General features: G+C 75.4%; 21 protein-coding genes. 13 read left to right on the plus strand and 8 right to left on the minus strand.

Annotation, left to right across the window (positions count from 1 at the left end):
- Positions 1–6: 6 nt before the first annotated feature.
- The 5 genes from Q3W71_RS23350 to Q3W71_RS23370 form a co-directional block, all read right to left on the minus strand.
- A complete protein-coding gene (locus Q3W71_RS23350; protein WP_302921561.1) occupies positions 7–1,134 on the minus strand; it encodes a glycosyltransferase family 2 protein in 1,128 nt (375 codons plus the stop codon).
- A 67-nt stretch (positions 1,135–1,201) separates the two neighbouring features.
- Positions 1,202–2,071: a carotenoid biosynthesis protein gene (locus Q3W71_RS23355; RefSeq protein WP_302921562.1), complete on the minus strand. Its 870-nt coding sequence runs from the start codon at positions 2,069–2,071 to the stop codon at positions 1,202–1,204.
- On the minus strand, positions 2,068–2,670 hold the full coding sequence (locus Q3W71_RS23360) for a GNAT family N-acetyltransferase (protein WP_302921563.1): 603 nt from the start codon (positions 2,668–2,670) through the stop codon (positions 2,068–2,070). The genes Q3W71_RS23355 and Q3W71_RS23360 overlap by 4 nt, the downstream gene beginning before the upstream one ends.
- Complete coding sequence (locus Q3W71_RS23365) at positions 2,667–3,416, minus strand: monooxygenase (protein ID WP_302921564.1); 750 nt, start codon at positions 3,414–3,416, stop codon at positions 2,667–2,669. Before Q3W71_RS23365 ends, Q3W71_RS23360 begins: the two co-directional genes overlap by 4 nt.
- Entirely contained in the window at positions 3,413–3,901 is a 489-nt protein-coding gene (locus tag Q3W71_RS23370) for a YbaK/EbsC family protein (protein WP_302921565.1), read from the minus strand. Before Q3W71_RS23370 ends, Q3W71_RS23365 begins: the two co-directional genes overlap by 4 nt.
- 437 nt (positions 3,902–4,338) lie before the next feature.
- On the opposite strand from Q3W71_RS23370, the gene Q3W71_RS23375 reads away from it, so the two are divergent.
- From Q3W71_RS23375 to Q3W71_RS23390, 4 genes are all read left to right on the plus strand, one after another.
- A complete protein-coding gene (locus Q3W71_RS23375; protein ID WP_109905895.1) occupies positions 4,339–4,788 on the plus strand; it encodes an SAV_6107 family HEPN domain-containing protein in 450 nt (149 codons plus the stop codon).
- 96 nt (positions 4,789–4,884) lie between these two features.
- A complete protein-coding gene (locus Q3W71_RS23380; protein ID WP_302921567.1) occupies positions 4,885–5,676 on the plus strand; it encodes a hypothetical protein in 792 nt (263 codons plus the stop codon).
- 215 nt (positions 5,677–5,891) lie between these two features.
- Positions 5,892–7,646 (plus strand): DNA polymerase Y family protein, encoded by a 1,755-nt coding sequence (locus tag Q3W71_RS23385; protein WP_302921568.1) that lies wholly within the window; start codon positions 5,892–5,894, stop codon positions 7,644–7,646.
- Positions 7,647–7,940: 294 nt separating this feature from the next.
- Positions 7,941–11,300 (plus strand): error-prone DNA polymerase, encoded by a 3,360-nt coding sequence (locus tag Q3W71_RS23390; RefSeq protein WP_302921569.1) that lies wholly within the window; start codon positions 7,941–7,943, stop codon positions 11,298–11,300.
- 30 nt (positions 11,301–11,330) lie between these two features.
- Here Q3W71_RS23390 and Q3W71_RS23395 read toward each other — a convergent pair whose 3' ends face one another.
- Positions 11,331–11,465, minus strand: a complete 135-nt coding sequence (locus Q3W71_RS23395) for a hypothetical protein (RefSeq protein ID WP_302921570.1) — start codon at positions 11,463–11,465, stop codon at positions 11,331–11,333.
- A gap of 165 nt (positions 11,466–11,630) precedes the next feature.
- Between Q3W71_RS23395 and Q3W71_RS23400 the strand changes: the two genes are divergently transcribed.
- The 6 genes from Q3W71_RS23400 (at position 11,631) to Q3W71_RS23425 (ending at position 17,058) form a co-directional block, all read left to right on the plus strand.
- A complete protein-coding gene (locus tag Q3W71_RS23400) occupies positions 11,631–12,980 on the plus strand; it encodes an extracellular solute-binding protein (RefSeq protein WP_302921571.1) in 1,350 nt (449 codons plus the stop codon).
- Positions 12,981–12,988: 8 nt separating this feature from the next.
- Complete coding sequence (locus tag Q3W71_RS23405) at positions 12,989–13,942, plus strand: carbohydrate ABC transporter permease (RefSeq protein WP_302921572.1); 954 nt, start codon at positions 12,989–12,991, stop codon at positions 13,940–13,942.
- Positions 13,943–14,018: 76 nt separating this feature from the next.
- Complete coding sequence (locus Q3W71_RS23410) at positions 14,019–14,186, plus strand: hypothetical protein (RefSeq protein WP_302921573.1); 168 nt, start codon at positions 14,019–14,021, stop codon at positions 14,184–14,186.
- Positions 14,183–15,106 (plus strand): carbohydrate ABC transporter permease, encoded by a 924-nt coding sequence (locus tag Q3W71_RS23415; protein ID WP_302921574.1) that lies wholly within the window; start codon positions 14,183–14,185, stop codon positions 15,104–15,106. The genes Q3W71_RS23410 and Q3W71_RS23415 overlap by 4 nt, the downstream gene beginning before the upstream one ends.
- Positions 15,107–15,115: 9 nt before the next feature.
- The gene (locus tag Q3W71_RS23420; protein ID WP_302921575.1) at positions 15,116–15,883 is read left to right on the plus strand and encodes a methyltransferase domain-containing protein; all 768 of its coding nucleotides are present in this window, start codon (positions 15,116–15,118) and stop codon (positions 15,881–15,883) included.
- Positions 15,880–17,058 carry an alkaline phosphatase family protein gene (locus Q3W71_RS23425; RefSeq protein ID WP_302921576.1) on the plus strand — a complete coding sequence of 393 codons (1,179 nt, stop codon included), beginning with the start codon at positions 15,880–15,882 and terminating at the stop codon, positions 17,056–17,058. The genes Q3W71_RS23420 and Q3W71_RS23425 overlap by 4 nt, the downstream gene beginning before the upstream one ends.
- A gap of 97 nt (positions 17,059–17,155) precedes the next feature.
- Here Q3W71_RS23425 and Q3W71_RS23430 read toward each other — a convergent pair whose 3' ends face one another.
- Positions 17,156–17,764, minus strand: coding sequence for a TetR/AcrR family transcriptional regulator (locus Q3W71_RS23430; RefSeq protein WP_302921577.1), 609 nt, complete (start codon positions 17,762–17,764; stop codon positions 17,156–17,158).
- 82 nt (positions 17,765–17,846) lie between these two features.
- Between Q3W71_RS23430 and Q3W71_RS23435 the strand changes: the two genes are divergently transcribed.
- From Q3W71_RS23435 to Q3W71_RS23445, 3 genes are all read left to right on the plus strand, one after another.
- On the plus strand, positions 17,847–19,379 hold the full coding sequence (locus Q3W71_RS23435; RefSeq protein ID WP_302921579.1) for an MFS transporter: 1,533 nt from the start codon (positions 17,847–17,849) through the stop codon (positions 19,377–19,379).
- A gap of 88 nt (positions 19,380–19,467) precedes the next feature.
- Positions 19,468–20,727, plus strand: coding sequence for a DNA polymerase IV (locus tag Q3W71_RS23440; protein ID WP_302921580.1), 1,260 nt, complete (start codon positions 19,468–19,470; stop codon positions 20,725–20,727).
- Between the two features lie 115 nt (positions 20,728–20,842).
- Complete coding sequence (locus Q3W71_RS23445) at positions 20,843–21,238, plus strand: DUF3040 domain-containing protein (protein ID WP_088992747.1); 396 nt, start codon at positions 20,843–20,845, stop codon at positions 21,236–21,238.
- Between the two features lie 431 nt (positions 21,239–21,669).
- Here the strand turns inward: Q3W71_RS23445 and Q3W71_RS23450 are convergent, their stop codons facing one another.
- Entirely contained in the window at positions 21,670–24,147 is a 2,478-nt protein-coding gene (locus Q3W71_RS23450; RefSeq protein ID WP_302921581.1) for a DUF3488 and transglutaminase-like domain-containing protein, read from the minus strand.
- Positions 24,148–24,159 lie beyond the last annotated feature (12 nt).

Consider the following 24,159-nt stretch of genomic DNA (forward strand, 5'->3'; position numbering starts at 1 on the left):
CGCCTCCTAGGTGACCGGGCGGCCCCGCCAGGTCAGCCGGCGCCGCTTCCGCAGATGGTACGACCGCAGGGTCAGCCAACCGAGGACCACGACCGACACGGGGTGTGCCAGCGAGTCGGGCCACCACCGGCCGCCGGTCGCCCGGGCGCTGGTCACCCGTCCGGCCACCCCGAGCAGGTACGCCGCCGCGGCGGCCGCCGCCACCGGGACCGCCCCGGCGGCGAGCGCGCCCACCGCCAGCAGCGGCGGCGCGGTGTAGAGCAGGAGCAGCAGCGCCACCACCACGGCCGCCGCCACGGGGTGGCCGAAGGTGGCCCAGAGCGACTTGGTGTAGCCGTCGCGCAACTGCGGCCAGTTGTCGTACATCCGGCAGGTGGCCAGCCGCGAGCCGTCGGCCAGGGCGATCCGGCCGCCGGCCCGCTTCACCGCCCGGGCCAGCTCGATGTCCTCCAGGACCCTGTCGGCCACCGCGACGTGCCCGCCGGCCCGTTCGTAGCCGGCCCGGTCCAGCACCAGGAACTGCCCGCCGGCCGCGGCCAGCGACGGCCGCCGCGAGCGCTCCATCGCGCGCAGCGGCAGGAAGGTCAGCCACAACCACTGCAGCAACGGCTGGACCAACCGGTCCGCCGCCGTGTTCACCAGGATCTTGGGGTACGGCGACAGCAGCGCCAGCCGGGCGGCGCGCAGCTCGGTGACCGCCGCCGCCACCGCGTCCGGGGCGAGCACCACGTCGGCGTCGACGAAGACCAGCGCGGTGGCCGCCGGGTCGGCCCGGCTGGCCAGCTGCCAGCAGGCGTACGGCTTGCCCAGCCAGCCCGGCGGCGGGGCGGCCCCGCGCAGCAGGGTGACCCGGGGGTCGTCGCCGGCCACCGCCCGGACCACCTCGGCGGTGCCGTCGGTGGACCCGTCGTCGAGGACGACCACGCGCAGCCCCGGTACGCCGCGCTGGGCGAGCAGCGCGCGCAGGCACGGGGTGACCCGGGCGGCCTCGTCGCGCAGCGGCAGCAGCACCGCGACCGGCTCGTCCACCGGGGCCGGCGGCGCTACCGGGCGGCGCAGCCAGCGGCCGGCGTTGACCAGCGTGTGCGCGGTCAGCACGGCGACCCCGAGCAGCAGGGCCAGGACGCCACTCACGTCGGCACTCCGCTGCGCTGCGTGCCGCCATGGGGCACGGTCGCGCTGAGCTCGATGATTCGCTCGCTCATGCCGGCGTGTTGGCGTCGGCGCGTCGGGGTGGGCGGGGCGCCGGCCGGTCACGGCGGCGGGTCCGCAGCAGCGACAGTGCGAGCGGCAGCGCGGTCACCGACATGCCGACCGCGCCCCACAGCGCGGAGGCGGGCAGGCCGAGGAAGACCGCGTGGGCCAGCACGCTGGAGCCGTACGTCCACAGGTAGAGCGCGAACATCGGGTGGTCCCGCCGGTCGGTGCCGGCCACCGCCGGCCCGGCCAGCGGACGCAGCGCGGTCATCAGCAGCACCGCGAAGAGCAGCCAACCGAGGTAGTTGCTGACCGGGATGCCGGGCAGGCCGGGCAGCGCGGGGGTGGCGTCGCGCCAGACCCAGTGACCCTCGGCGACCATCTGCGGGTCGAGGAAGAGGTCCCAGGTGGCCAGCCCGAGGGCGGCCAGCGCGATCCGCCGGACGGCGAGCCGGACCGCGACCGGTGACCCGGGGTGGCGGTCGGCCGGCGCCGCGGGGCCGGGCGCTGTGCTGAGCCGGACCGCGGTCAGCCAGGCCGGCCAGGCCATCCAGGTCCACGCCAGGGGGATGACCAGCGGCACCCCGGCCAGCTTCGGGCCCAGTTGGCCGGAGTAGTCGTAGTTGCCGAACGGGAAGCCGGTGGCCACCCCGAGCGCCTCGATGGCGAACCCGCCGCCGGTGGCCACCGCCACCAGTGCCGCGGCGGTACGCGCACCCCGGCTGAGCAGCGCGTGGCCGACCGAGAGCAGCCAGCCGAGGCCGACGGTGGCCACGGTCAGCCGGGCCCGGGTGGTCCCGGCGGTCAGCGGGTAGCAGATCTGCGCGAGCACCAGCACGGCCAGCAGCGCCCAGCAGGCCCGCTGCCGGTTCACGGCGTGGCCGGGCCGGGCGGGGCCTGCGCGGAGCGCGGCGGGGCCGACGCCGGGCCGGGAGGCGGGAGGGGGAGGTCTCGGCCGAGCACGCCGAACGGGCGCTCGTCGCCGGGGAAGTGGAAGTCGCGCAGGATGTCGACGAAGCCGAACCGGCGGTACAGCCGCCAGGCCCGCGACCGCTGCTCGTCGGCCTCCGGGGTGGACAGCAGGGTGGTGGTTCCCTCGGCCATGGTGAGCAGGGCGCGCAGTTGCCCCGCGCCCAGGCCGTGCCCCTGCGCGGGCGGCCGGACGTGCAGCTCGACGACCTCGAAGCAGTCGGTCAGCCAGCGCTGCCGGGCGGCCGGGTCCAGCGCGCGCCAGACCTGGTCGTGCCACCACTGCCCGGGCGCGCCGAGGTAGCCGTAGCCGAAGCCGGCCAGGTGCCCCTCGGCGGTCAGGCTGGCCACGGCCCGGAAGCCGGGGCGGCGGACGTGGGTGGCGATGTAGCCGCGGCGGGCCTCCAGCAGGTCGGTGCGGTAGCCCATCGCCTCGCCGTAGACGGCCACCACGTCGTCCAGCCGCCGGACGAGATCGTCCGGCGTCCACCGCACCAACCTCATGCCCGCGCGCCCTTCGCCGTCTCCGCGTCGCCGTCCGCGACCCATCCCAGCACCGTCCGGTCACCGACCACGTCGCACACCGCGAAGCGCGCGAAGAGTTCCTCCGCGTACCACCCCTCGGTGGGGGTCCGCATGATCGCGGCGCGGTGCTCCGGGTGACGGTACGCGAACGCCACCAGGTCCGCCGGGTCACGCCACACGCTCACCGTGCCCTGCCAGCCCACCGGCGCCTCGCCGACGCCGAACCGGGCGAGCAGGCCGGGCGCGGCGTGCAGGGCGGCGGCCACCGGCGGGACCGCCCGCCAGAAGGTGACCGCCCGGCGGGGCCGCAGCCGGGCCCGGGTCAGCGCCAGCACCGGGCCGTCGGCACGGCCGCCGGGCGGCTCGCCGAACGGCCGGCGGCCGGACCACTCGCCGCGGCTGGTCAGCGGGCGCAGGTCGAGCCGGACGGCCGAGCGGGCGATCCGGGACCAGGCCCGGCCCACCGGCGAGGCGTCGAAGCCGGCCGCCGCGGCGGGGGAGTCCCACACCGCCAGCGCCGCCCACCGGGTCAGGTCGGCGTCACCCGGGCCGAAGCCGGTGCCGGTCCCGGTGCCGAGGAGCTTGCCGAACCGTACGCCCGGCACGGCGCGCAGCCGGCGCGGGTCGAGCGCCATCCGGGCCAGCACCCGGGGCAGCGCGGGCCGGGCGGTCCGCCACACGTGCAGGGTGACCAGGCCCGGTACGGCGTGCGCGGCGTCGTTCACGCCACCTCGGCCGGGGCGCCGGCGGTGATCCGGAGCAGTTCCTGGTACGTGGTGGGAAAGACCGCCTGCGGCACCCCGCCGGCGGCCCAGATCTCGTCGTACGCCGCCAGGGCGGTGTCCACCAGGGTGCGCAGCGGCTTCGGGTGGCCCAGCGGGGCGACCCCGCCGATCACCTGCCCGGTGTGCGTGCGGACGAAGTCGGGGGTGGCCCGGCGCAGCCGGGTGACCCCGATGCCGGCGGCCAGCCCGGCGGTGTCCACCCGGTGCGCGCCCGAGGTGAGCACCAGCAGCGGCTCGCCGTCCGCCTCGAAGACCAGCGAGTTGGCGATCTGGCCGACGCCGACGCCGAGCGCCTCGGCGGCGGCCGCGGCGGTGTGCACCGCCTCGGGCAGCAGGCGGACCGCGCTGGGCGCGCCGGAGCCGTTGCGCGCGTCGGCCTCGTCGAGCGCGTCCTGCACCGCCCGTACGTTCGGGTGTGACTGCATGCCCGCCATTCTTCCCGGTACGCCGGTGCCGCCCGCGACCGGCCGCGCGGCACACGTTGCATTTTCGTCGTAGGCAGGGTGTACTGTCAGCAGTAGTTAGAACGAGTGTTCGATTGCCTCGTACGCTCGTTCCAACCAGCCCGGGGCGGTGTTTCGCGGCGCCGGCTCCGGGCAGGTGCGGCTCCGCGGGCCGCACCTGGGTTCCGGGCAGTCGCGAGCCCGGTCCCGTCAGGCAGGAGCGTCGCCCGCCGCCCACGACCCCCGGGCGGCGGGCGACGAACCCGCCGGTACGCCGGCCGGGTGTGGTGTGGGGAAGCGTCCACACCCGGCCGGCCCCCATCCGGTGCGTCTTCCTCCGCACCACTCGACCCGGCGCCCCGCCGGCGGCCCGTCCGTCGCGGTGGGGTGGCGACCCGGCCACGTGGAGGAGACAGTCCATGCCGACCAACCCGGCTCAGGCACCGACGGTGCCGGCGCACGTGCTGCCGCACCGCACCCCCGCCCAGCTTCTCGCGGTGGCCCGCCAGGGGCTCGCCGAGGCCGCCCGGACCCGTCCCGACGGCCTCCGTTACGCGGCCGCCCACCTGGCCGCCCTGCGCGCGGCCGCCGCCCTGCTCGCCGCCCGGGCCCGCCCCGCCCCGGCCCGCCGCAACCGGATCACCAGCGTCTGGGTCCTGCTCTCCGGGGTCGCCCCCGAGCTCGACGAGTGGGCCCGGTTCTTCGCCGCCGGCGCCGGCAAGCGGGCCGCCGCCGAGGCCGGCATCCCCCGGGTGGTGACCGCCCGGGAGGCCGACGACCTGCTGCGCGCCGCCGAGCAGTTCGTCACGGTGGTGGAGACCGCGCTCGGCGTGGCCCACCAGCCGGCGCTCGACGGTCTGGCCGCCTGACACCTGTGACACCCCGACCGCCCGGCGGGGGGAGCCGGGCGGTCGGGGCGCCCACGCGCACATCTGATCCGAACAGCACGACGGGGGGTAGGTCCGATGGCGGGCCGCATGGTGGTCGGTTCCGCCGCACTGGCCGGTCTGGTCCGTCCGGCGAGCGCGCCGGACCCGGCGGGCGGCCACCGGATGCTGCCGGTGGCCCCGGAGCTGACCGGCCTGCTGCCCAACCGGGGGTTGCGCCGCGGCAGCACCGTCGCGGTCGCCGCCGGCCAGCCCCGGCGCAGTGGCGGCACCTCCCTGGTGCTGGCGCTGCTCGCCGAGGCGTCCCGGGCCGGCTCGTGGTGCGCCGTGGTAGGGGTGCCGACGTTCGGCGCGGGAGCGGCCGCCGAGTACGGCATCGCCCTGGACCGGCTCGCCCTGGTGCCCAACCCCGGCCCGGAGTGGGCCACCGTCGTCGCCGCGCTGATCGACGGGGTGGACGTCGTGGTCACCGCCGTACCGGCCACGGTCTCCGCCTCGGTCGCGAACCGGCTGGCCGCCCGGGCCCGCCAGCGGGGCAGCGTGCTCGTCCCGTACGGCCGGTGGGACGGCGCGGACGTGACGTTGCAGGTGGTCCGGGGGGTCTGGGAAGGGCTCGGGCCGGGCCGCGGGCGGCTGCGCCGCCGGGAGGTCACCGTCTCGGCGCGCGGGCGCGGGGCGGCCGCCCGACCCAAGGAGGTCAAGGTCTGGCTGCCCGGTGACGGGCTCACCCGGGTCATCCCGCGACCGGTGGCCACCTCCGTCGCCTCCGTCACCGGGCGGTCGGCCGCCGGCCGGCTCCGCCCGGTGCCGCCGGCCGGGTCCGACCCCGCCGGGCGGCGCGGCGCGCTCACCCTGGTCGGCCCGGCATGAGCGACGCCGCTGTGGCTCAGCCCGGCCGGCCCGGCGGACCACCGGCCCGCGCCGGCGGATCCGGAGACGCCGCCCGCGCTGACCGATCCGGAGGGTTGCCGGCCCGCGTCGACCAGCCCGGTGGGTCGTCGGCTCGCGTCGACCGGCCAGGAGGCTCGTCGGCTCGCACTGACCGGTCCGGTGGGTCGTCGGCCCGGCCCGGGGGTGCCGGGCCGGTGCGGACCCTGCTGCTCTGGTGCCCGGACTGGCCGGTGCTCGCCGCCGAGATCGTCGAGGGGGTGCCGGCCACCGACCCGGTGGTGGTGCTGCACGCCAACCGGGTGGTCGCCTGCTCCGAGCGGGCCCGCGCCGAGGGGGTGCGCCGCGGGCTGCGCCGGCGGGAGGCGCAGGGGCGGTGCCCGCAGCTCACCGTCGTCGACCACGACCCGGGGCGGGACGCCCGGGCGTTCGAGCCGGTGGTCGCCGCCGTCGAGGAACTGGTCGCCGGGGTGGAGGTGGTCCGCCCCGGCGCCTGCGCGGTGGCGGCCCGCGGCCCGGCCCGCTACCTCGGCGGGGAGGAGGCGGCGGCCGAGCGGATCGTCGAGCACGTCGCGCAGACCTGCGCGGTGGAGAGCCAGGTCGGCATCGCCGACGGGGTCTTCGCCGCCGGGCTGGCCGCGCGCAGCGGTCAGGTGGTCCCGCCCGGCGGCACGCCGGAGTTCCTCGCCGCGCTGCCGGTCGAGGCGCTGGGCCGCCCGGCGCTGGCCGACCTGCTGCGCCGGCTCGGCGTCCGCACCCTGGCCGACTTCGCCGCGCTGCCGGCCGGGGACGTGCTGGCCCGGTTCGGCTTCGACGGCGCGCTGGCCCACCGGCTCGCCGCGGGGCAGGACCACCGCCCGCTCGCCGTCCGGCAACCCCCGGTCGACCTGGCGGTCACCGCCGGGTACGACGAGCCGCTCGACCGGGTCGACGCGGCGGCCTTCGCCGCCCGCGCGCTGGCCGAACAGCTGCACGACCGGCTCGCCGGGCACGGGCTGGCCTGCACCCGGCTCGGCATCGAGGCGGTCACCGCGCACGGCCAGGAGCTGCACCGGGTCTGGCGGCACGACGGCCTGCTCACCGCCGCGGCCATCGCCGACCGGGTGCGCTGGCAGCTCGACGGGTGGCTCTCCGGCAGCAACGGCCGGGCCGGCGGCCGAGCGGCCCGGCCGACGGCCGGCATCATCCGGCTGCGGCTGATCCCGGACGGGGTGATCGCCCAGGCCGGCCTGCAACCCGGCCTGTGGGGGGAGACCGGCGAGGAGCGCGAGCGGGCACACCGGGCGTTGAGCCGGGTGCAGGGCATCCTCGGCCCCGAGGCGGTGGTCACCGCGGTGCTCGGCGGCGGACGGTCCCCGGCCGACCAGGTGCGCCTGGTGCCCTGGGGGGACGAGCGGCTCCCCGCCCGGCCCGGGCAGCCGATGTCGCTGGCCGGCCCGGTGCCACCGGGCGGTCCGGTTCCGCCGGGCCTGCCCGTGCCGGGTCGGCCGGCTCCGTCGGGCCGGCCGGCATTGCCCGATCAGTCGGGGTCGTCGGCTCAGTCGGGGGTGTCGGGTCGGGGGGCGCGAGCGGGCCGGGGGCGGTCGGGCCGGGCACGGTCGTCCCGGTCGGTGGGGCGGGCTGAACCGCCGTGGCCGGGCCAGCTTCCGCCGCCCGCGCCGGCCGTGGTGCTGCCCCAACCACTCGCCGCCACCGTGCACGACGGCGCCGGCGAGCCGGTCGTGGTCAGCGCGCGGCTCCAACTGAGCGCCGCACCGGCCCGGCTGACCGTCGGCACGGGCCGGCCGGCCGAGATCGTCGGCTGGGCCGGCCCGTGGCCGGTCGACGAGCGCTGGTGGGCGCCGGCCGAGGCCCGGCGCCGGGCCCGGTTCCAGGTCTGCCTCGCCGACGGCGCCGCCCTGCTGCTGGCCGTCGAGGCGGGGCAGTGGCTGGTGGAGGCGATCTATGACTGAGCGGTCCACCCGTCGGTCCGCGCCGGCCGGAGTGGTCGATGCGGTCCTCGTCGCCGGTGGGCGCCGGGTCGGAAGGCGCCTACCCGCAGCGGCAGGTCCGCCCGACCGGTGCCGGCGTGCGGCACCTGCCTCCGTGGGCGGTGTTCCGATGTGGACCGGGTCCGGTTCCGGGTGTGTTCGCCGTGGGGGCGCACCTTCCCTTGTCAGCGGTATTCCGGAGAGGAATATTCATGCCTCTCCGGAATACCGTCTCCCGGGGATGGTGTCGTCGCGAGGCTCGCGCGAGCCGTGCGGATGAGCTTCCACAACCCCAAGCTGCCCTGGTCCGAGCTGGAACGGGTGCTCTCCGGCCGCCCCGGCGGGGACCGGCCGGAGCGGCACCTGCACGTGGTGGACCCGCTGGCCGTCGACGCCGACGGCGGGGACTCGCCGGCCTGGACCCGCAAGCGGCAGCAGTACCAGCCACCCGAGCTGCCCCGCCCGGACGCCGCGGTGCCGTACGCCGAACTGCACGCGCACACCAACTTCAGCTTCCTCGACGGCGCCAGCCACCCGGAGGAACTGGCCGAGGAGGCGACCCGGCTGGGGCTCACCGCGCTCGCCGTCACCGACCACGACGGCTTCTACGGCGTGGTGCGCTTCGCCGAGGCGGCCCGCGCGCTGCACCTGCCGACGATCTTCGGTGCCGAGCTGTCGCTCGGCCTGCCCGGCCCGCAGAACGGCGAACCCGACCCGCTCGGCCGGCACCTGCTGGTGCTCGCCCACGGCCACGAGGGGTACGCCCGGCTGGCCGCCACCATCGCCCGGGCCCAGCTGCGCGGCGGGGAGAAGGGCCGCCCGGTCTACGGCGAGCTGGAGGAGGTGGCCGCCGAGCTGCGCGACCACGTGCTGGTGCTCACCGGCTGCCGCAAGGGCCACGTGCCGGCGGCGCTGCTCACCGAGGGGGTCGACGCGGCCGCCCGCGAGCTGGACCGGCTGACCGCGCTCTTCGGCGCGGAGACGGTCGCGGTGGAGCTCACCGACCACGGGCACCCGGTCGACGCCGACCGCAACGACGCGCTCGCCGACCTGGCCGCGGCGGCCGGCCTGCCCACCGTGGCCACCAACAACGTGCACTACGCCACCCCCGCCCGGCGCCGGCTGGCCACCACCGTCGCCGCCGTCCGGGCCCGGCGCAGCCTGGACGAGATCGACGGCTGGCTGCCCGCCGCCGCCACCGCCCACCTGCGCAGCGGCGCCGAGATGGCGGCCCGGTTCACCGCGTACCCGGGGGCGGTGGCGCGGGCCGCCGAGTTCGGCGCCGAACTCGCCTTCGACCTCCAACTGGTGGCGCCGAAGCTGCCCGCGTACCCGGTGCCGCCGGGGCACACCGAGATGAGCTGGCTGCGCCACCTCACCTACGCCGGCGCGCAGGAGCGCTACGGCCCGCGCGCGGCGCACCCGAGGGCGTACCAGCAGCTCGAACACGAGCTGAACATGATCGAGGAGTTGGGCTTCCCCGGCTACTTCCTGGTGGTCTACGACATCGTCGCGTTCTGCCGGGAGCAGGACATCTACTGCCAGGGCCGGGGCTCGGCGGCGAACTCGGCGGTCTGCTACGCGCTGCGGATCACCAACGTCGACGCGGTCCGGCACCGGCTGCTCTTCGAGCGTTTCCTCGCCCCGGAGCGGGACGGCCCGCCTGACATCGACGTGGACATCGAGTCCGACCGGCGGGAGGAGGTGATCCAGCACGTCTACGCCCGCTACGGCCGGGAGCACACCGCCCAGGTCGCCAACGTCATCTCCTACCGGCCCCGCTCGGCGGTGCGGGACGTGGCCAAGGCGTTCGGCTTCTCACCCGGTCAGCAGGACGCCTGGAGCAAGCAGATCGACCGCTGGGGCAGCGTCGCCGCGGTGGACGTGGAGGACATCCCCGAGCAGGTCGTGGCGTACGCGAACGAGTTGCAGACCTTCCCCCGGCACCTGGGCATCCACTCCGGCGGCATGGTGATCTGCGATCGGCCGGTGATCGAGGTCTGCCCGGTGGAGTGGGGGCGGATGCCCGGGCGCAGCGTGCTCCAGTGGGACAAGGACGACTGCGCCGCGGTCGGCCTGGTCAAGTTCGACCTGCTCGGGCTCGGCATGCTCTCCGCGCTGCACTACGGCTACGACATGATCGGGATGAGCCTGGACCTCGGCGACATGACGCTGGACGACCCGGAGGTCTACGACATGCTCTGCCGGGCCGACTCGGTCGGGGTGTTCCAGGTGGAGAGCCGGGCCCAGATGGCCACCCTGCCCCGGCTCAAGCCGCGGGTCTTCTACGACCTGGTGGTCGAGGTGGCGCTGATCCGCCCGGGCCCGATCCAGGGCGGTTCGGTGCACCCGTACATCCGGCGCAAGAACGGCCAGGAGCCGGTCGAGTACGCCCACCCGCTGATGCGCAACGCGCTGGAGAAGACCCTCGGCGTGCCGCTGTTCCAGGAGCAGCTGATGCAGCTCGCCATCGACCTGGCCGGCTTCGACGCCGCCGAGGCCGACCAGTTGCGCCGGGCGATGGGGGCCAAACGCTCGGCCGAGCGGATGGCCCGGATCGCCGACCGGCTCTACGCCGGGATGGCCGAGCGGGGCATCACCGGCGAGCTGGCCGACGACGTCTACCGCAAGCTCTCCGCGTTCGCCAGCTACGGCTTCCCGGAGAGCCACGCGATGAGCTTCGCCTACCTGGTCTACGCCAGTTCCTGGCTCAAGCGCTACCACCCGGCCCCGTTCCTGGCCGCGCTGCTCAACGCCCAGCCGATGGGCTTCTACTCACCGCAGACCCTGGTCGACGACGCCCGCCGGCACGGGGTGGAGGTGCGCCGGCCGGACATCAACGCCAGCGGCGCCAAGGCGGTGCTGGAGTCCACCCCGCAGACCCGGTGGGGCAGCGAGCCGGGGGAGCCGCCGCACGCCTGGGGGTTGGGCGGGCCGGCCGTCCGGCTGGGGCTGTCCAGCGTGCGTACCCTCGGCGACGAGGTGGCCGAGCGGATCGAGGCCGAGCGGACCGCGCACGGGCCGTACCGCGACATGCCGGACCTGGCCCGGCGCGTGGGTCTCACCGCCGCGCAGCTGGAGGCGCTGGCCACCGCGGACGCCTTCGCCTGTTTCGGGCTGTCCCGGCGCCAGGCGCTCTGGGCGGCCGGGGCGGCGGCCCAGGACCGACCCGGCCGGCTGCCCGGCACGGTCACCGGCGCCGCCGCGCCGGCGCTGCCCGGCATGGAGGCGGTGGACCGGCTGGTCGCCGACGTCTGGGCCACCGGGCTGTCCCCGGAGACCCACCCGGCCAGCTTCATCCGTCCCCAGCTCGACGCCCTGGGCGCGGTGCCGATCGCCCGGCTCGGCCGGGTGGAGCCCGGCCAGCGGATCCGGGTCGGCGGGATCGTCACCCACCGGCAGCGCCCGGCGACGGCCGGCGGGGTCACCTTCCTCAACCTGGAGGACGAGACCGGCATGCTCAACGTCACCTGCTCGCCGGGGCTGTGGCAGCGCTACCGGCGGGTGGCCCGGACCAGCACCGGGCTGGTGGTGCGGGGCCGGTTGCAGCGGCACGAGGGCGTGCTCAACCTGGACGCCGACCGGCTGGACGCGATCGAGCCACCGGTCAGCCCGGCCTCCCGCGACTTCCGCTGACGCCGCCGCCGGACGCGCGCCGGTCCCGGCTCAGCCGGCCAGGCCGGCGAGCGCCGTGCCGGCGCTGCCGAGCAGCCCGACCAGCACGATCCGCCGGAACAGCAGCGGGTCGATCCGGCGGAACAGCCGGTTGCCCAACCACCAACCCAGCGGTACGGCGGGCACGCGGCCAGCCTGACCAGCGCTTCGGCCGGGCCGGGCACCGGCCGCTCCGGCGGAGATCCGCGCCACACGCCGATCCCGTCGTCGCCGGGTTTGAAACGTCGCAGAACCGGAGAACTGCTGCTCCGCGCGGGCAGGGTGGCCCGTGCGGGCCCGGGGAGGAAAGCAATGTCACGGATACTGCGGGCGACCGCGCTCGCCGGGGTGCTCGCCCTGGCCGTCAGCGGTTGCGGGGGAGTCGGCGGCGACGACGGCGGCGGAGGCGGTACCGCCACCAGCGGCACGCTGACCACCATGGGCTTCGGCCTCTCCGACGAGATCGCCACCACCCGGGTGGACGCCTTCAAGCGTGACCATCCCGGCGTCGACCTGAAGATCACCGAGGGCGCCTTCGACGAGCAGCAGTTCCTCTCCGCGGTCGCCTCGGGCAACCCGCCGGACCTGGTCTACATGGACCGCAAGCTGATCGGCACGTACGCCAAGCGCGGCTCCATCCAACCGCTCACCGACTGCGTCGAGAAGCAGGACATCGACCTGGCGCAGTACCGGCCGGCGGCGAAGGACCAGGTCACCCTCGACGGCACCGTCTACGGGATCCCCGAGTTCTCCAGTGTCCGGGTGGTCTACCTCAACGAGGCGCTGCTCCGGCAGGCCGGCCTGACCGTCGACGACGTCGACCTGGCCGACTGGGCGGCGCTGCCGGCGCTCAACACGAAGCTCGCCAAGGTCTCCGGCGGCCGGCTCTCCCGGATCGGCATCGACCCGAAGATCCCGGAGTTCCTGCCGATGTGGGCCAAGGCCAACGGCGCCGACATGATCTCGGCGGACGGCACGAAGCCGAACCTCACCGACCCGAAGGTGGTCGAGGCGCTCACCACCGGCCTGAAGCTGATCCAGGACCAGGGCGGGTTCGGCAGGTTCAAGTCGTTCCGGGACACCTTCGACTTCTTCGGGGCGGAGAACCCCCTGGCCAAGAGCCAGATCGTCGCCTGGCCGATGGAGGAGTGGTTCCTCAACCAGGCCGCCAAGAACAGCCCGAAGGCGGAACTGGTGGTCAAGCCGTTCGTCGACCGGCAGGGCAAGCCGCTGACCATGTCCTCCGGCCAGGCCTGGGTGATCACCAAGGGGGCGAAGAACCCGGACGCCGCGTGCGCCTTCGTCAAGCAGATGACCGCCACCGAGACCTGGGTCGCCGCCGCGAAGGCCCGGGCCGACGCGCGCAAGGCCGCCGGCCAGCCGTTCACCGGGGTCTGGACCGGCAACCTCAACGCCGACAACAAGATCTTCGACGAGCTGTACCAGCCGACCGGCAACAAGCGGTTCGACGACGCCGTGGCCACCATCCGCTCGGTGCAGGACGCCGCGTTCGCCATGCCGGCCTCGCCGGCCGGCGCCGAGTTCGACAAGGCCTCGTACGACGCGGTGAACCGGGTGCTCGCCGGGCAGGCCCAGCCGGCCGAGGCGCTGGCCCGGGCCCAGCAGGAGGCCACCGCCGCGCTGGACGAGGCGTCGAAGTAGGCGCCGGGATGGCCAGCACCGCCACCGCTCCTCCCGCCCCGGGCCGGCGTCGCCGTACGCCGCTGGCCCGGCGGGAGGCCCGCTGGGCGTACCTCTTCCTGGCGCCGTGGATCATCGGGTTCCTGGCGTTCACCGCCGGCCCGATGATCGCCAGCGCCTGGCTGAGCTTCACCGAGTACGACGTGATCAACCCGCCGGAGTACACCGGGCTGGACAACTACCGGGAGCTGATGGCCGATCCGCAGGTGGCCCGCAGCCTCGGCAACACCGTCTACTACACGGCGCTGCACGTGCCGCTGGTGATGGCCATCTCGCTCGGACTGGCGCTGCTGCTCAAGCGGGTGGGGCGGTGGCAGGGCTTCTTCCGTACCGTCTTCTACCTGCCGGTGATGACCCCGGCGGTGGCGGTCGGCATCCTGTTCCTGCTCCTGCTCAACACCCAGGACGGGCTGATCAACCGCGGGCTGGCGCTGGTCGGGATCGAGGGGCCGAGCTGGACCACCGACCCGGACTGGGTGATGCCCGGCATCGTGCTGATGAGCCTCTGGAGCCTCGGCTCCACCGTGATCATCTATCTCGCCGCGTTGCAGAACGTGCCGCGTGACCTGTACGAGGCGGCCAGCATCGACGGGGCCGGCGCCTGGGCCCGGTTCCGCCACGTGACGCTGCCGATGATCTCCGGTGCGCTGTTCTTCACGCTGATCGTCAACACGATCGCGTCGCTGCAGATGTTCACCGAGGTCTACACCATGTACTTCGGCAACCGGGAGACGCAGAACCGGTTCAACAGCGACGCGGCATCGTTCTACGTGATCCATTTGTTCCAGGAAGCGTTCCAGTTCCTGCACATGGGCTACGCCTCGGCCATGGCCTGGCTGCTCTTCGTGATCATCCTGGTGGTCACGCTGGTGCAGGTGAAGCTCAGCAACCGGTTCGTGTTCTACGAGGGGGAGGACCGATGAGTGAGCGAAGCGAGCTAATCATCAGGTTCAGGGCGATGGTGCCCCATGACGGCACGCAGCGGAACGGAGTGCCGGCATGAGCGGGATGTACCACGGGGTGGCGAACAGCCGGCGGACCCGGCTGGGCGCGGACTGGCACCCGCACCAGTGCGAGGTCCGGGAACACCCGGTCACCGACGGGCCGGTGGCCAACGCCCGGCGCTCGCGGGTCGAGAAGGACCCCGAGGGCGGGGCGGAGTCGTGACCACCGCGGTCGAGCGGACCGCCGCCGCGCCGGTGCCCGGGGCCGGGCCGGCGCCGGCGGCGGCCCGCCGGCCGCCCGCCGAGGACGCCCGGCGGCCGCTCTGGCAGCGGGTGGCGTTCGTGGCGGCGCTCACCGGCGCGTCCGTGATCTTCATGCTGCCGTTCGTCTGGCTGGTCGGCGCCTCGCTGCGCCCCCGCGAGTACGTCTTCGCCCCCGGTTTCCTGCCGGTGCCGTTCGCGCCCGGCAACTACACCGAGGCGTGGTCGGCGGCGCCGCTGCTGACCTGGCTGTTCAACAGCGTGGTGGTCGGCGTGGCCGCCGCCGCGGCGGTCACCATCTCCAGCGCCTGGGTGGCGTTCGGCTTCGCCTACTTCCGCTTCCCCGGCCGGGACCTGCTCTTCGGGCTGGTGCTGGCGACCATGATGCTGCCGTTCGCGGTGACCATGATTCCCACCTACCTGATCTGGTCGGAGCTGCGGCTGACCGACACCCAGGTGCCGCTCTGGGCGGGCAACCTGTTCGGTTCGGCGTTCTACATCTTCCTGCTGCGGCAGTTCCTGCTCTCGCTGCCCCGGGAGTACTTCGAGGCGGCCCGGGTGGACGGCGCGAGCTACCCGCAGCTGTTCTGGAAGCTGGCGTTCCCGCTGATCCGGCCCGCGCTGCTGGTGGCCTTCGTCTTCGAGTTCAAGGCCAGCTGGACGGATCTGATGAAGCCGCTGATCTACCTGCGCAACGAGGAGCTGTTCACCCTGCCGCGCGGGCTGAAGGTGGTGCTGGACCGGTTCGGCTACGGCGGCGAGCAGCAGTGGGAGGTGGTGCTCGCCGGCAGCGTGATCGCCACCGTCCCGATGATCATTCTGTTCTTCCTCGCCCAGCGGCACTTCGTCGAGGGCATCGCCACCACCGGCCGCAAGGGGTGACTGGCGCGGGTGACTAGGCTCGACCGGGTGGAGCAGACCCCAGGCCGGATCGCCGGGCCGCCGCTGACCCCCCGTACCGCCGTGATCTGGTCGGTGCTGCGCGCCGAGCTGGACCGTCGGGGCGACGCCGAACTCACCGTCCTCGACGTGGGCGGCGGCACCGGTGGCTTCGCCGTACCGCTGGCCCGGGCCGGGCACCGGGTCACCGTGGTCGACGCCAGCCCGGACGCGCTCGCCGCGCTGACCCGCCGGGCCGCCGAGGCCGGGGTCGCCGGGCGGGTGCACGCGGTGCAGGGCGACGGGGACGCGCTCGCCGGGCTGGTCGAACCGGCCGGCGCCGACCTGGTGCTCTGCCACGCCGTGCTGGAGGTGGTCGACGACCCCGCGCCGGTGGTGGCCGCGCTGGCCACCGCGCTGCGCCCCGGCGGGGCCGCGAGCGTGCTGGTCGCCGGCCGGGCCGCCGCCGTGCTCGGCCGGGCGATGAACGGGCACCTGGACACCGCCGCCACGCTGGCCGCCGACCCGGCCGGCACCGCCGGTCCCCGGGACACCCTGCGCCGGCGCTACGACGCCGACGGCGCCGCCGCGCTGCTCGGCGCCGCCGGGCTGGTGGTCGAGGAGATCCACGGCGTACGCGTGCTCGCCGACCTGCTCCCCGCCGCCGTCGCCGACGGCCAGCCGGGCGCCCTGGTCGAGCTGGAGCGGACGCTCGCCGGGCGGTCGCCCTGGCGGGACCTGGCCGCCCAGCTGCACCTGTTCGCCCGCCGGCCGGCATGACCCGACCCTCCGCGCCGGCCGGCGCGCCCGACCCGCTGGCGGTGGTCGCCCCGCGCTACGGCACCGGCAGCCTGGCCGACGTGCTGCCCAGCGCGCTGGCCGTGCTCGGCGTGCCCGGCGCCACCGACCCGCTCCGGCTCATCGAGGCGCTGGACGGGGTACGCCGGATCGCGGTGCTGCTGGTCGACGGCCTCGGCTGGTACCAGATCCCGACCGCCGCCCGGTACGCGCCGACCCTGGCCGGGCTGGCCGCGACCGTCGGTCGGCCGCTCACCTCGGGCTTCCCGTCCACCACGCCGACCAGCCTGGTGACCCTCGGCACCGGCGCCGCCCCCGGCGCGCACGGCGTGCTCGGCTTCACCGTCCGGGTGCCCGGCAGCGACCGGGTGCTCAACCACATCGAGTGGGCCGCCGACCCGGCCCCGCTGCGCTGGCAGCCGGTCCGCACCCAGCTGGAGCGGGCCCGGGCCGCCGGGGTGGCGGTGACCGTGGTGAGCCGCCCGGAGTTCGGCGGCAGCGGGCTCACCGTGGCCGCCAACCGCGGCGGCGACTACCGCGGCGCCGCCGGCGTCGACGCGCTCGCCCGGGAGATGCTGGCCGCCCTCGCCGCCGGCGAGGGGCCGACGCTGGTCTCCGGCTACCACCCGGACCTGGACCGGCACGGCCACCTCACCGGCGTCGACTCGATGCCCTGGCGGCACGCCGCCGCCGAGGTGGACGAGTTGCTCACCCGGCTGGTCGACGGCCTGCCGGCGGACGCCGCGCTGCTGGTCACCGCCGACCACGGGCAGCTCGACGTACCGGCCGGGCACCGCTTCGACCTGGACACCGACCCGCGGCTGCGGGCCGGGGTGCGGGTGGTCTCCGGTGAACCGCGGGTCCGCTACCTGCACGTGGCCCCCGGCGCCACCGCCGACGTGGTGGCCGCCTGGTCGGCGGTGCTCGGTGCCGCGGCCCGGGTGCGGACCCGGGACGAGGTGGTGGCCGACGGCTGGTTCGGCCCGGTGCCCGAGGAGCACCTGAGCCGGATCGGCGACGTGGTGGTGATCTGCAACGACACCTACGCGGTGATGGCCACCCGGTCGGAGAAGCCGCTGGCCTCCCGGCTGGTGGCGTACCACGGGGCGGACACCGCGGCGGAGATGACCATCCCGCTGCTGGTGGTCCGCGGCTGACCGCCCCGGCCGGTGCCGCGGCCGCCGGCCGGCCGGCGCCGGCGGTCGGCGGGGCCGGTCCGGCCGATGATCCGGGGTCGACGGTCGGCGGAGCCGGTCAGCGGCGGGGTGCGCCCTGGTCGACGGGGGGCGACGTCCGGTCGGCGCCGCTCAGGCCGGCGAGCGCCCGCGCGAGGTCGTCGGCGGTGGGGGCCGACGCGGGGTCGATCAGCCACTGGATCATGGCGCCGTTGACCATCGCCATGGCGAGCCCGCCGTAGCCGCGGGCCTGCTCCGCCGAGACCTCCGCCGGTGGGACGCCGAGCACCAGCGCGGCCAGGTCCCGCCGGCCGGCGGCGTAGCCGGCCACCAGCTGCGCCCGGACCTCGGGCGCGAACTCCGCCTGGGCGTACGCCTGCACGCTGGCCACCAGGATGGCCCGCTGCTCGGGGGCGGCCGTCAGCAGTCCGTCGACGAACCCGCGCAGCCGGTCCAGCGGGGTGCCGTCGGCGTCCGGTACGACAGCCGCCGCGATGGCGTCGCCCCAGGCGTCGAAGGTCTCCATCACGGCGGCGTTGAGCAGGGCGTCCTTGCTGCCGAAGTGGTAACCGATGGAGCCGAGATGCGCGCCGGCCGCCGCCACGATGTCACGGGCGGTGGTGTGCGCGTAACCCTTCTCCACCAGGCACTTCTTCGCGCCCGCCAGCAGGTCCTCTCGCTGTCCCATGCGGGCAGTGTAGTCCACCTTTGAACACCCGTCTTGAACAAACGTCTTGTACAAGCGTATTGTACGCGCGTACATTCCCCTCGTGACCACCTCCGTTCCCTCCCGTGCCCGAGGCCGCGAATGGGTCGGCCTCGCCGCCCTCGTCATCCCGGCCCTCCTCGCCTCGATGGACCTGTCCATCCTGTTCATGGCCGCGCCCCTGATCAGCGCCGAACTCGGCCCGACCGCCGGCCAGCACCTGTGGATCGTGGACATCTACGGGTTCGTGATGGCCGGCCTGCTGGTGACCATGGGCAGCCTCGGCGACCGCATCGGGCGCCGCCGGCTGCTGCTCATCGGCGCCGCCGCGTTCGGGGCGGCGTCGCTGCTGGCCGCCTTCGCCACCACCCCGGAGCTGCTCATCGCCGCCCGGGCGCTGCTCGGGCTGGGCGGCGCCACCCTCGCCCCGTCGACCCTGGCCCTGATCCGCGGCATGTTCGCCGACGAGAACCAACGCCGGATCGCGATCGGGGTCTGGACGGCCGGCTTCACCGGTGGCATCGCGATCGGGCCGATCATCGGCGGCTTCCTGCTGGAGCGGTTCTGGTGGGGCTCGGTCTTCGTCGTCAACGTCCCGGTCATGCTGCTGCTGCTCGTGGTCGGGCCGCTGCTGCTGCCCGAGTCGAAGGACCCGAACCCGGGGCGGTTCGACCCGTTCAGCTCGCTGCTCTCCCTGGGCGCGATCCTGCCGGTCATCTACGCGGTCAAGCACCTGGCCGAGGCGGGGCCGAACGCGTCCTCGCTGGTCGCCTTCCTCGCCGGGCTGGCCGTCGGCGCCCTCTTCGTACGCCGGCAGCGCCGCAGCGAGCAGCCCATGATCGACGTACGGCTCTTCTCGACCGGCGCCTTCTCGGCGGCGATCGGCGCGAACACGGCGATCACCTTCGCCAGCGCCGGCATGGGGCTGCTCGCCGTCACGTTCATGCAGACGGTGCTCGGGCTCAGCCCGTTCGACGCCGCGCTCTGGACCCTGCCCACCATCCTGGGCAGCGTGGTCGGCGTCGCCCTCGCCTCCGCCCTCGCCCCGCGCACCCGGCCCGCGGTCCTGGTCAGCACCGGGCTGGTCCTCGCCGCTGCCGGGTTCCTACTGGTCAGCACCATGCGGGTCGACTCGCCGGTCTGGTGGCTGATCGCCAGCTACGGGCTGCTCACCCTCGGCGTGGGGATGACCAGCACGCTGGCGACCTCGCTCGTGCTCACCACGGCGCCGCCGGAGCGGGCGGGAGCCGCGTCGGCGCTCTCCGAGACGAGCACCGAGTTCGGCGGCGCGCTCGGCATCGCCGTGCTGGGCAGCATCGCCGCCGGCATCTACCGGGCCGAGATGGACGCCGGGACGCCGGTCGGCCTCGACGACGGGCTCGCCGACGCGGCCGTCGACACCGTCGGCGGCGCCCTCGCGGTGGCCGGCCAGCTGCCGGCCGAGCTGGCCGACGCCCTGCTCGAGCGCGCCTTCGCCGCCTTCACCGACGGCTTCACGGTCACCGCCGTGGTCGGCGCGGTGATCCTCCTCGCCGGAGCGGTCGCCAGCGGCGTCGCCCTGCGCCGGGTGGCCGCGGGAACGACGCCGGCCGACTGAGCTCGACGGGACCGCCCGGACGGACCGGTGGCGCGCTGCCGCCGGACCGTCCGGGCGGACTGTCGGAGGTGCCCGCTAGCCTGCGGCAATGGGTCGCAGTCAGTCGTTGCCGCGGGGCGGTGACCCCCGCTTCGGGCCGGACGCCGACGACTCCGGCTGCCCGATCCTGCACGTCGACATGGACGCCTTCTTCGCCGCGGTGGAGGTGCGCCGCCGGCCCGAGCTGCGCGGCCGGCCGGTCGTGGTCGGCGGGCTCGGCCCGCGCGGCGTGGTCAGCTCGGCCAGCTACGAGGCCCGGCGCTACGGCGTACGCAGCGCCATGCCCACCATGCGGGCCCGGGCGCTCTGCCCCGACGCGGTCTACCTCCCGCCCGACTTCACCCAGTACACCGCCGCCTCCCGGGCGGTCATGCAGATCTTCCGGGACGTCACCCCGCTGGTCGAGCCGCTCTCCCTGGACGAGGCGTTCCTCGACGTGGCCGGCGCCCGGCGGCTGTTCGGCTCCCCGGCCGCCATCGCCCGGCTGATCCGCGAGCGGGTCGCCGCCGAGCAGGGGCTCACCTGCTCGGTCGGGGTGGCGCCGAGCAAGTTCGTGGCCAAGCTCGGCTCGACCCGGGCCAAGCCGGACGGCCTGCTCGTCGTGCCGGCCGGGCGGGTGCTCGACTTCCTCCACCCGCTGCCGGTGGCGGCGCTCTGGGGCGTGGGGGAGCGGGCCGCCGAGGCGCTGCGCCGGCTCGGCCTGAACACCATCGGCGATCTCGCCGAGGCGCCGCTCGGCATGCTGCGCCGCGCCGTCGGTGAGGCGTCCGCCAGCCACCTGCACGAGCTGGCCTGGGGCCGCGACCCGCGCCGGGTCAGCCCGGAACACGTGGAGAAGTCGATCGGCGCGGAGGTGACCTTCGACGCCGACGTGGCCGACCCGCTGGAGATCCGGCGGGCCCTGCTCGCCCTGGCCGAGAAGGTCGGCGCCCGGCTGCGCCGGGCCGGTCAGGTGGGTCGGACGGTGTCGCTGAAGGTACGGATGGCCGACTTCCGCACGGTGAACCGCTCCCGCACCCTCGCCGTGCCCACCGACACCGCCCGGGAGGTGTTCGACACAGTCTGGGCGCTCTACACCGCGCTCGATCCGGGCGACCGGATCCGCCTGGTCGGCGTCCGGGTCGAAGGGCTCGCCGGGGCGGCGGGCGCCCCGCGCCAGCTCACGCTGGGCGCGCCCGAGCGCGGCTGGCGGGAGGCGGAAGCTGCCGCCGACGCCGCGGCTGCCCGTTTCGGGCGGTCCGTCATAGGTCCGGCCAGTCTGCTCGGTGCCCGCGACGTGCGCCGAAATGAAAATCCACGCCGGCCATAGGTCGTCCCGCTTTCCGACGCGCGACCCCCCTCGTAGACTTGCGGGTAAGCAGCCGGTTGGCTGCCACGGTCTGTCGGTCCGACCGGGCCGACCAACGTGACCGGGGAGGAGTGCCGTGCCGCTCTCGGAGCACGAGCAGCGGCTGTTCGAGCAGATCGAGCGGTCGCTTGCCGAGGACCCCAAATTCGCCTCGGCCGTGCGCGCCAGCGACCCGCGTTTCCACGCGCGGCGTCGCCTGCTCGTCGCTGCCGGCGTGATCATCGCTGGCCTGGCCCTGTTGGTCTACGGCGCGGTGATCAAGACTCCGCCGCTGGCGGTGGCGGGTTTCGTCGTCATGCTGGCCTCGGCCGCGTTCGCGGTGCAGTCGCACCGCCGAGCGCAGTCACCCGACCTGCACGTCGTGGGCGGTACGACGAGTCGTCGCCGTCCCCGCGGTCGTGCCGGTCGACGGCCGTCGATCCTGGACCGGCTGGAGGACCGGTGGCGGCAGCGCCCGGAGGGGCACCGCTGACGCCGGCCCGCCGCTGAGGCGGGCACTTCACCGCTCCAGGCGGATCGCCGGGACGCCCCGGCGACCTTCGACGTTTCTCCACGCCCCGGCCCGGGGCGGTCCGCCTTCGACGTCGCCCCCGGTCCGAGCTGGCCCGGCGTGGCCACGCCCGGGATGACTCGCGCTGCCACGCCCGCAGGCGATCCGGGCGCCGTCGCTTTCGCAAGATCGTGCTACTTCCTGGATGTAGTGGCATCTCGGCGCAGGGATGCCACTACATCCAGGAATGAGCGTGATCTTCGGGCCGGGCGGGGCGGAATCCGCCGGTCGCGGCCGGCGGGATCTTCGCGGTGAGGTGGCGGGCGCCGGTGGGGCGCGGAGAGCCGGCGACCCGGGCGGTGGCGGTGGTCCGGGTGGGCGGCGGGGACGCCACCGCCCACCCGGAGCGCGGGTCAGCGGGCCAACCGACTGGCCAGCAGGCGGCGTGGGCTCCAGCGCAGCAGCCGGTAGCGGACCCGTCCCGTCGCCGCCACCAGCCGCGACGAGGCGTCGGCAGCGGCCAGCCGCCAGCGCAGCAGCACCGACGGCGGGAGCACCGCCGCCAGCAGGCGGGTACGCCGGCCCGCCTGCGCGGCGAGCGCGCCGCGTACCGACCGCAGGGCCGGGAGCAGCCGCTCGCCGGTGAGCGGGTCCCGCGCGTAGCGGGCACGTTCCTCCGCCCGCCCGAGCAGGCGTACCGCCGTGACGGCCCCGGCGTCGGCGCTCAACGCCTCGCGGACCAGGCGGTCGGCGGTGGCCCGGGGGGTTTCCGTGCGGTCCACCCGGACCCGGTAGTCGACCAGGGTGTCGAGCAGCTCGTCCCAGGCCGCGTGGGCGTCCGCCCGGGCCCGGTCGGCGTCCGCGCCGAGCACGACCATCCGGGGCCCGTCGGCGGGTGCGCCGCCGCCCGCCGCCCGTACCGTCGCCGGGGCGGGCGCCGCCGCGGCGCTGCGCCGCCGGCGCAGGGCCAGCCGGCGCAGCGCCGGCAGCGCGAGCAGGGCGAACAGGGCCAGCGCGCCGCCCGCCCACCAGGGCCAGACCGGGGGCTGCTCGGTCGGCGTGGTGCCACCGAGCGCCAGGCCGGAGTCCGGGTCCTCCTCGGGGGAGTCCGGGCCCTCCGGGCCGGCCGACGCCTCGGTCTCGCCCGGGGCGCTGGTGCTGCCCGGCTCGGGCGTCGACTCCTCCGGCGCGTCGGTGTCCGGCGCCCAGGCCGAGCGGGTCGAGCCCGGCACCCCGTACGTCGGGGTGGCGTCGAACGGCACCCAGCCCATCTGGTCGAAGTAGACCTCGGTCCAGGCGTGCAGGTTCCGGTTGGTCAGCGTGTACGTGTCACCGGACCGGTTGCTGCCGTTGGTGAACCCGAACGCCACCCGGGCCGGGATGCCGGCGGCCCGGACCAGCCAGGCCATCGCGGCGGCGTACTGCTGGCAGTAGCCGGCCTTGTTGGTGAGGAAGTCGAGGATGTCCTGGCCGCTGGTGCCGGTCTCGGTGCTCAACCGGTAGGTGAAGCCGTTGTCCGCGGAGAAGTAGTCGTAGATCGCCCGGACCTTGTCGTACTGGGTGTCCGCATCCCGGACCAGCGTCTTGACCAGCGCGTCGACCTCGGGCACGTCCGGTGTCATGGTGTACCGGACCCGGGCCGGGTGGGAGGACCCCAGCTCTTGCGCCTGCCGCAGCACGCTCGGCGTGTACGTCAGCCGGACGTACTCGAAGGAGTACTTCTTGCCGCGGGCCGACTCCCGGCTGGAGAAGACCATCTGCCGGTCGTCGTCGTAGAGCCACCGGTCGTTCAGATCCTCCGTGCGCGCCGGCTTGGCGTAGACCGGCAGCAGCGGCATGTCGAGGTTCTCGGTCACCTCGACGGTGGCCCGGTAGCGGTTCTGCCCCACGCCCGGCCGGAGGTCCCGGGTCGGGTCCGGCAGGTCGCGGTTGGCCGGCTTGCCGGTCGGGTCGCTCACCCGGAAGCCGTCCTGGCGCAGCTGGTCGGCCACCCCGAAGCGCAGGTAGAACGGCTGCTGTTCGTTGGTGGTGACCTTGACCAGGTCGGCCACCTCGGACTGGTTGAGCTGCCCGCTCAGCGCGGCGAACAGGTTGATCCGGCCGGGGTTGGTGCCGACCCCGGGCCGGCCGGTGCCGGTGCCGTCGCCGGCGCCGGTGCCGAACGTGTCCAGCAGCCCGCCGGTCATCCCCGGCACGGCCAGCGGCAGCACCACCGCCAGCGCCACGCCGAGCACCGCGAGCCGCCGGCCGGCGGCGGCCAGCGGGGAGGACTCCCAGACGTCCACGTCCCGGCCGTCACCGGTGAACCGGCGGCCGAACCGCCGCACCCGGTCCACGTTGTCGGTGACCAGCAGCCAGAGGTAGCCGGCGGCGCCGACGACGAACGGCACCGGCGGGACGCTGTCCACGTAGACCGCCACCGGCACCGAGTAGATGGCGAGCATCGGCAGCCCGGCCAGCGCCGGCCGGCGCAGCCCGACGGCGAGCACGTCGACCACCACGGCCACCCCGCCGATGCCGAGCACGGTGAGGAAGAGCAGCGGGTCGGTGTCCGGCACCTTCACGCCGTACGAGCGCATGTCGTCCATCGAGCCGGACAGCAGGTCGGCGAAGTGCCCGAAGGTGGCCGGCGTCGGGATGAAGGCGACCAGCTCGGTGCCGCCGGGGAAGAGCCAGGTCAGGGCGAGCGTCAGGCCGGCCAGCATGGCCAGCACCTGGGCCCAGAGCGGGGACCGGGCCAGCCGGGCCAGCGCGGCCACGGCGGCCACCACCGCGACCGCGATGGTGGCCTGGATCAGCCACGTCCAGCGCTCGAAGATGGCCGACAGCGGCGCGGCGGCGAGCAGCGTCGCCGCCGCGGCGACGAAGCCCAGGTTCCGGTGGGCGATCATGAGGGGACCCTT

This window comes from Micromonospora sp. C28SCA-DRY-2, from assembly GCF_030519475.1.
Classification (GTDB): domain Bacteria; phylum Actinomycetota; class Actinomycetes; order Mycobacteriales; family Micromonosporaceae; genus Micromonospora.

Excerpts from the sequence above, each read along its gene's own strand:
- Q3W71_RS23440 (WP_302921580.1), top strand. The coding sequence starts at position 19,468 with ATGGGTCGCAGTCAGTCGTTGCCGCGGGGCGGTGACCCCCGCTTCGGG.
- Q3W71_RS23450 (WP_302921581.1), bottom strand. The coding sequence starts at position 24,147 with ATGATCGCCCACCGGAACCTGGGCTTCGTCGCCGCGGCGGCGACGCTG.
- Q3W71_RS23425 (WP_302921576.1), top strand. The coding sequence starts at position 15,880 with ATGACCCGACCCTCCGCGCCGGCCGGCGCGCCCGACCCGCTGGCGGTG.
- Q3W71_RS23400 (WP_302921571.1), top strand. The coding sequence starts at position 11,631 with ATGTCACGGATACTGCGGGCGACCGCGCTCGCCGGGGTGCTCGCCCTG.
- Q3W71_RS23380 (WP_302921567.1), top strand. The coding sequence starts at position 4,885 with ATGGCGGGCCGCATGGTGGTCGGTTCCGCCGCACTGGCCGGTCTGGTC.
- Q3W71_RS23410 (WP_302921573.1), top strand. The coding sequence starts at position 14,019 with ATGAGCGGGATGTACCACGGGGTGGCGAACAGCCGGCGGACCCGGCTG.
- Q3W71_RS23405 (WP_302921572.1), top strand. The coding sequence starts at position 12,989 with ATGGCCAGCACCGCCACCGCTCCTCCCGCCCCGGGCCGGCGTCGCCGT.
- Q3W71_RS23430 (WP_302921577.1), bottom strand. The coding sequence starts at position 17,764 with ATGGGACAGCGAGAGGACCTGCTGGCGGGCGCGAAGAAGTGCCTGGTG.
- Q3W71_RS23375 (WP_109905895.1), top strand. The coding sequence starts at position 4,339 with ATGCCGACCAACCCGGCTCAGGCACCGACGGTGCCGGCGCACGTGCTG.
- Q3W71_RS23390 (WP_302921569.1), top strand. The coding sequence starts at position 7,941 with ATGAGCTTCCACAACCCCAAGCTGCCCTGGTCCGAGCTGGAACGGGTG.
- Q3W71_RS23360 (WP_302921563.1), bottom strand. The coding sequence starts at position 2,670 with ATGAGGTTGGTGCGGTGGACGCCGGACGATCTCGTCCGGCGGCTGGAC.
- Q3W71_RS23370 (WP_302921565.1), bottom strand. The coding sequence starts at position 3,901 with ATGCAGTCACACCCGAACGTACGGGCGGTGCAGGACGCGCTCGACGAG.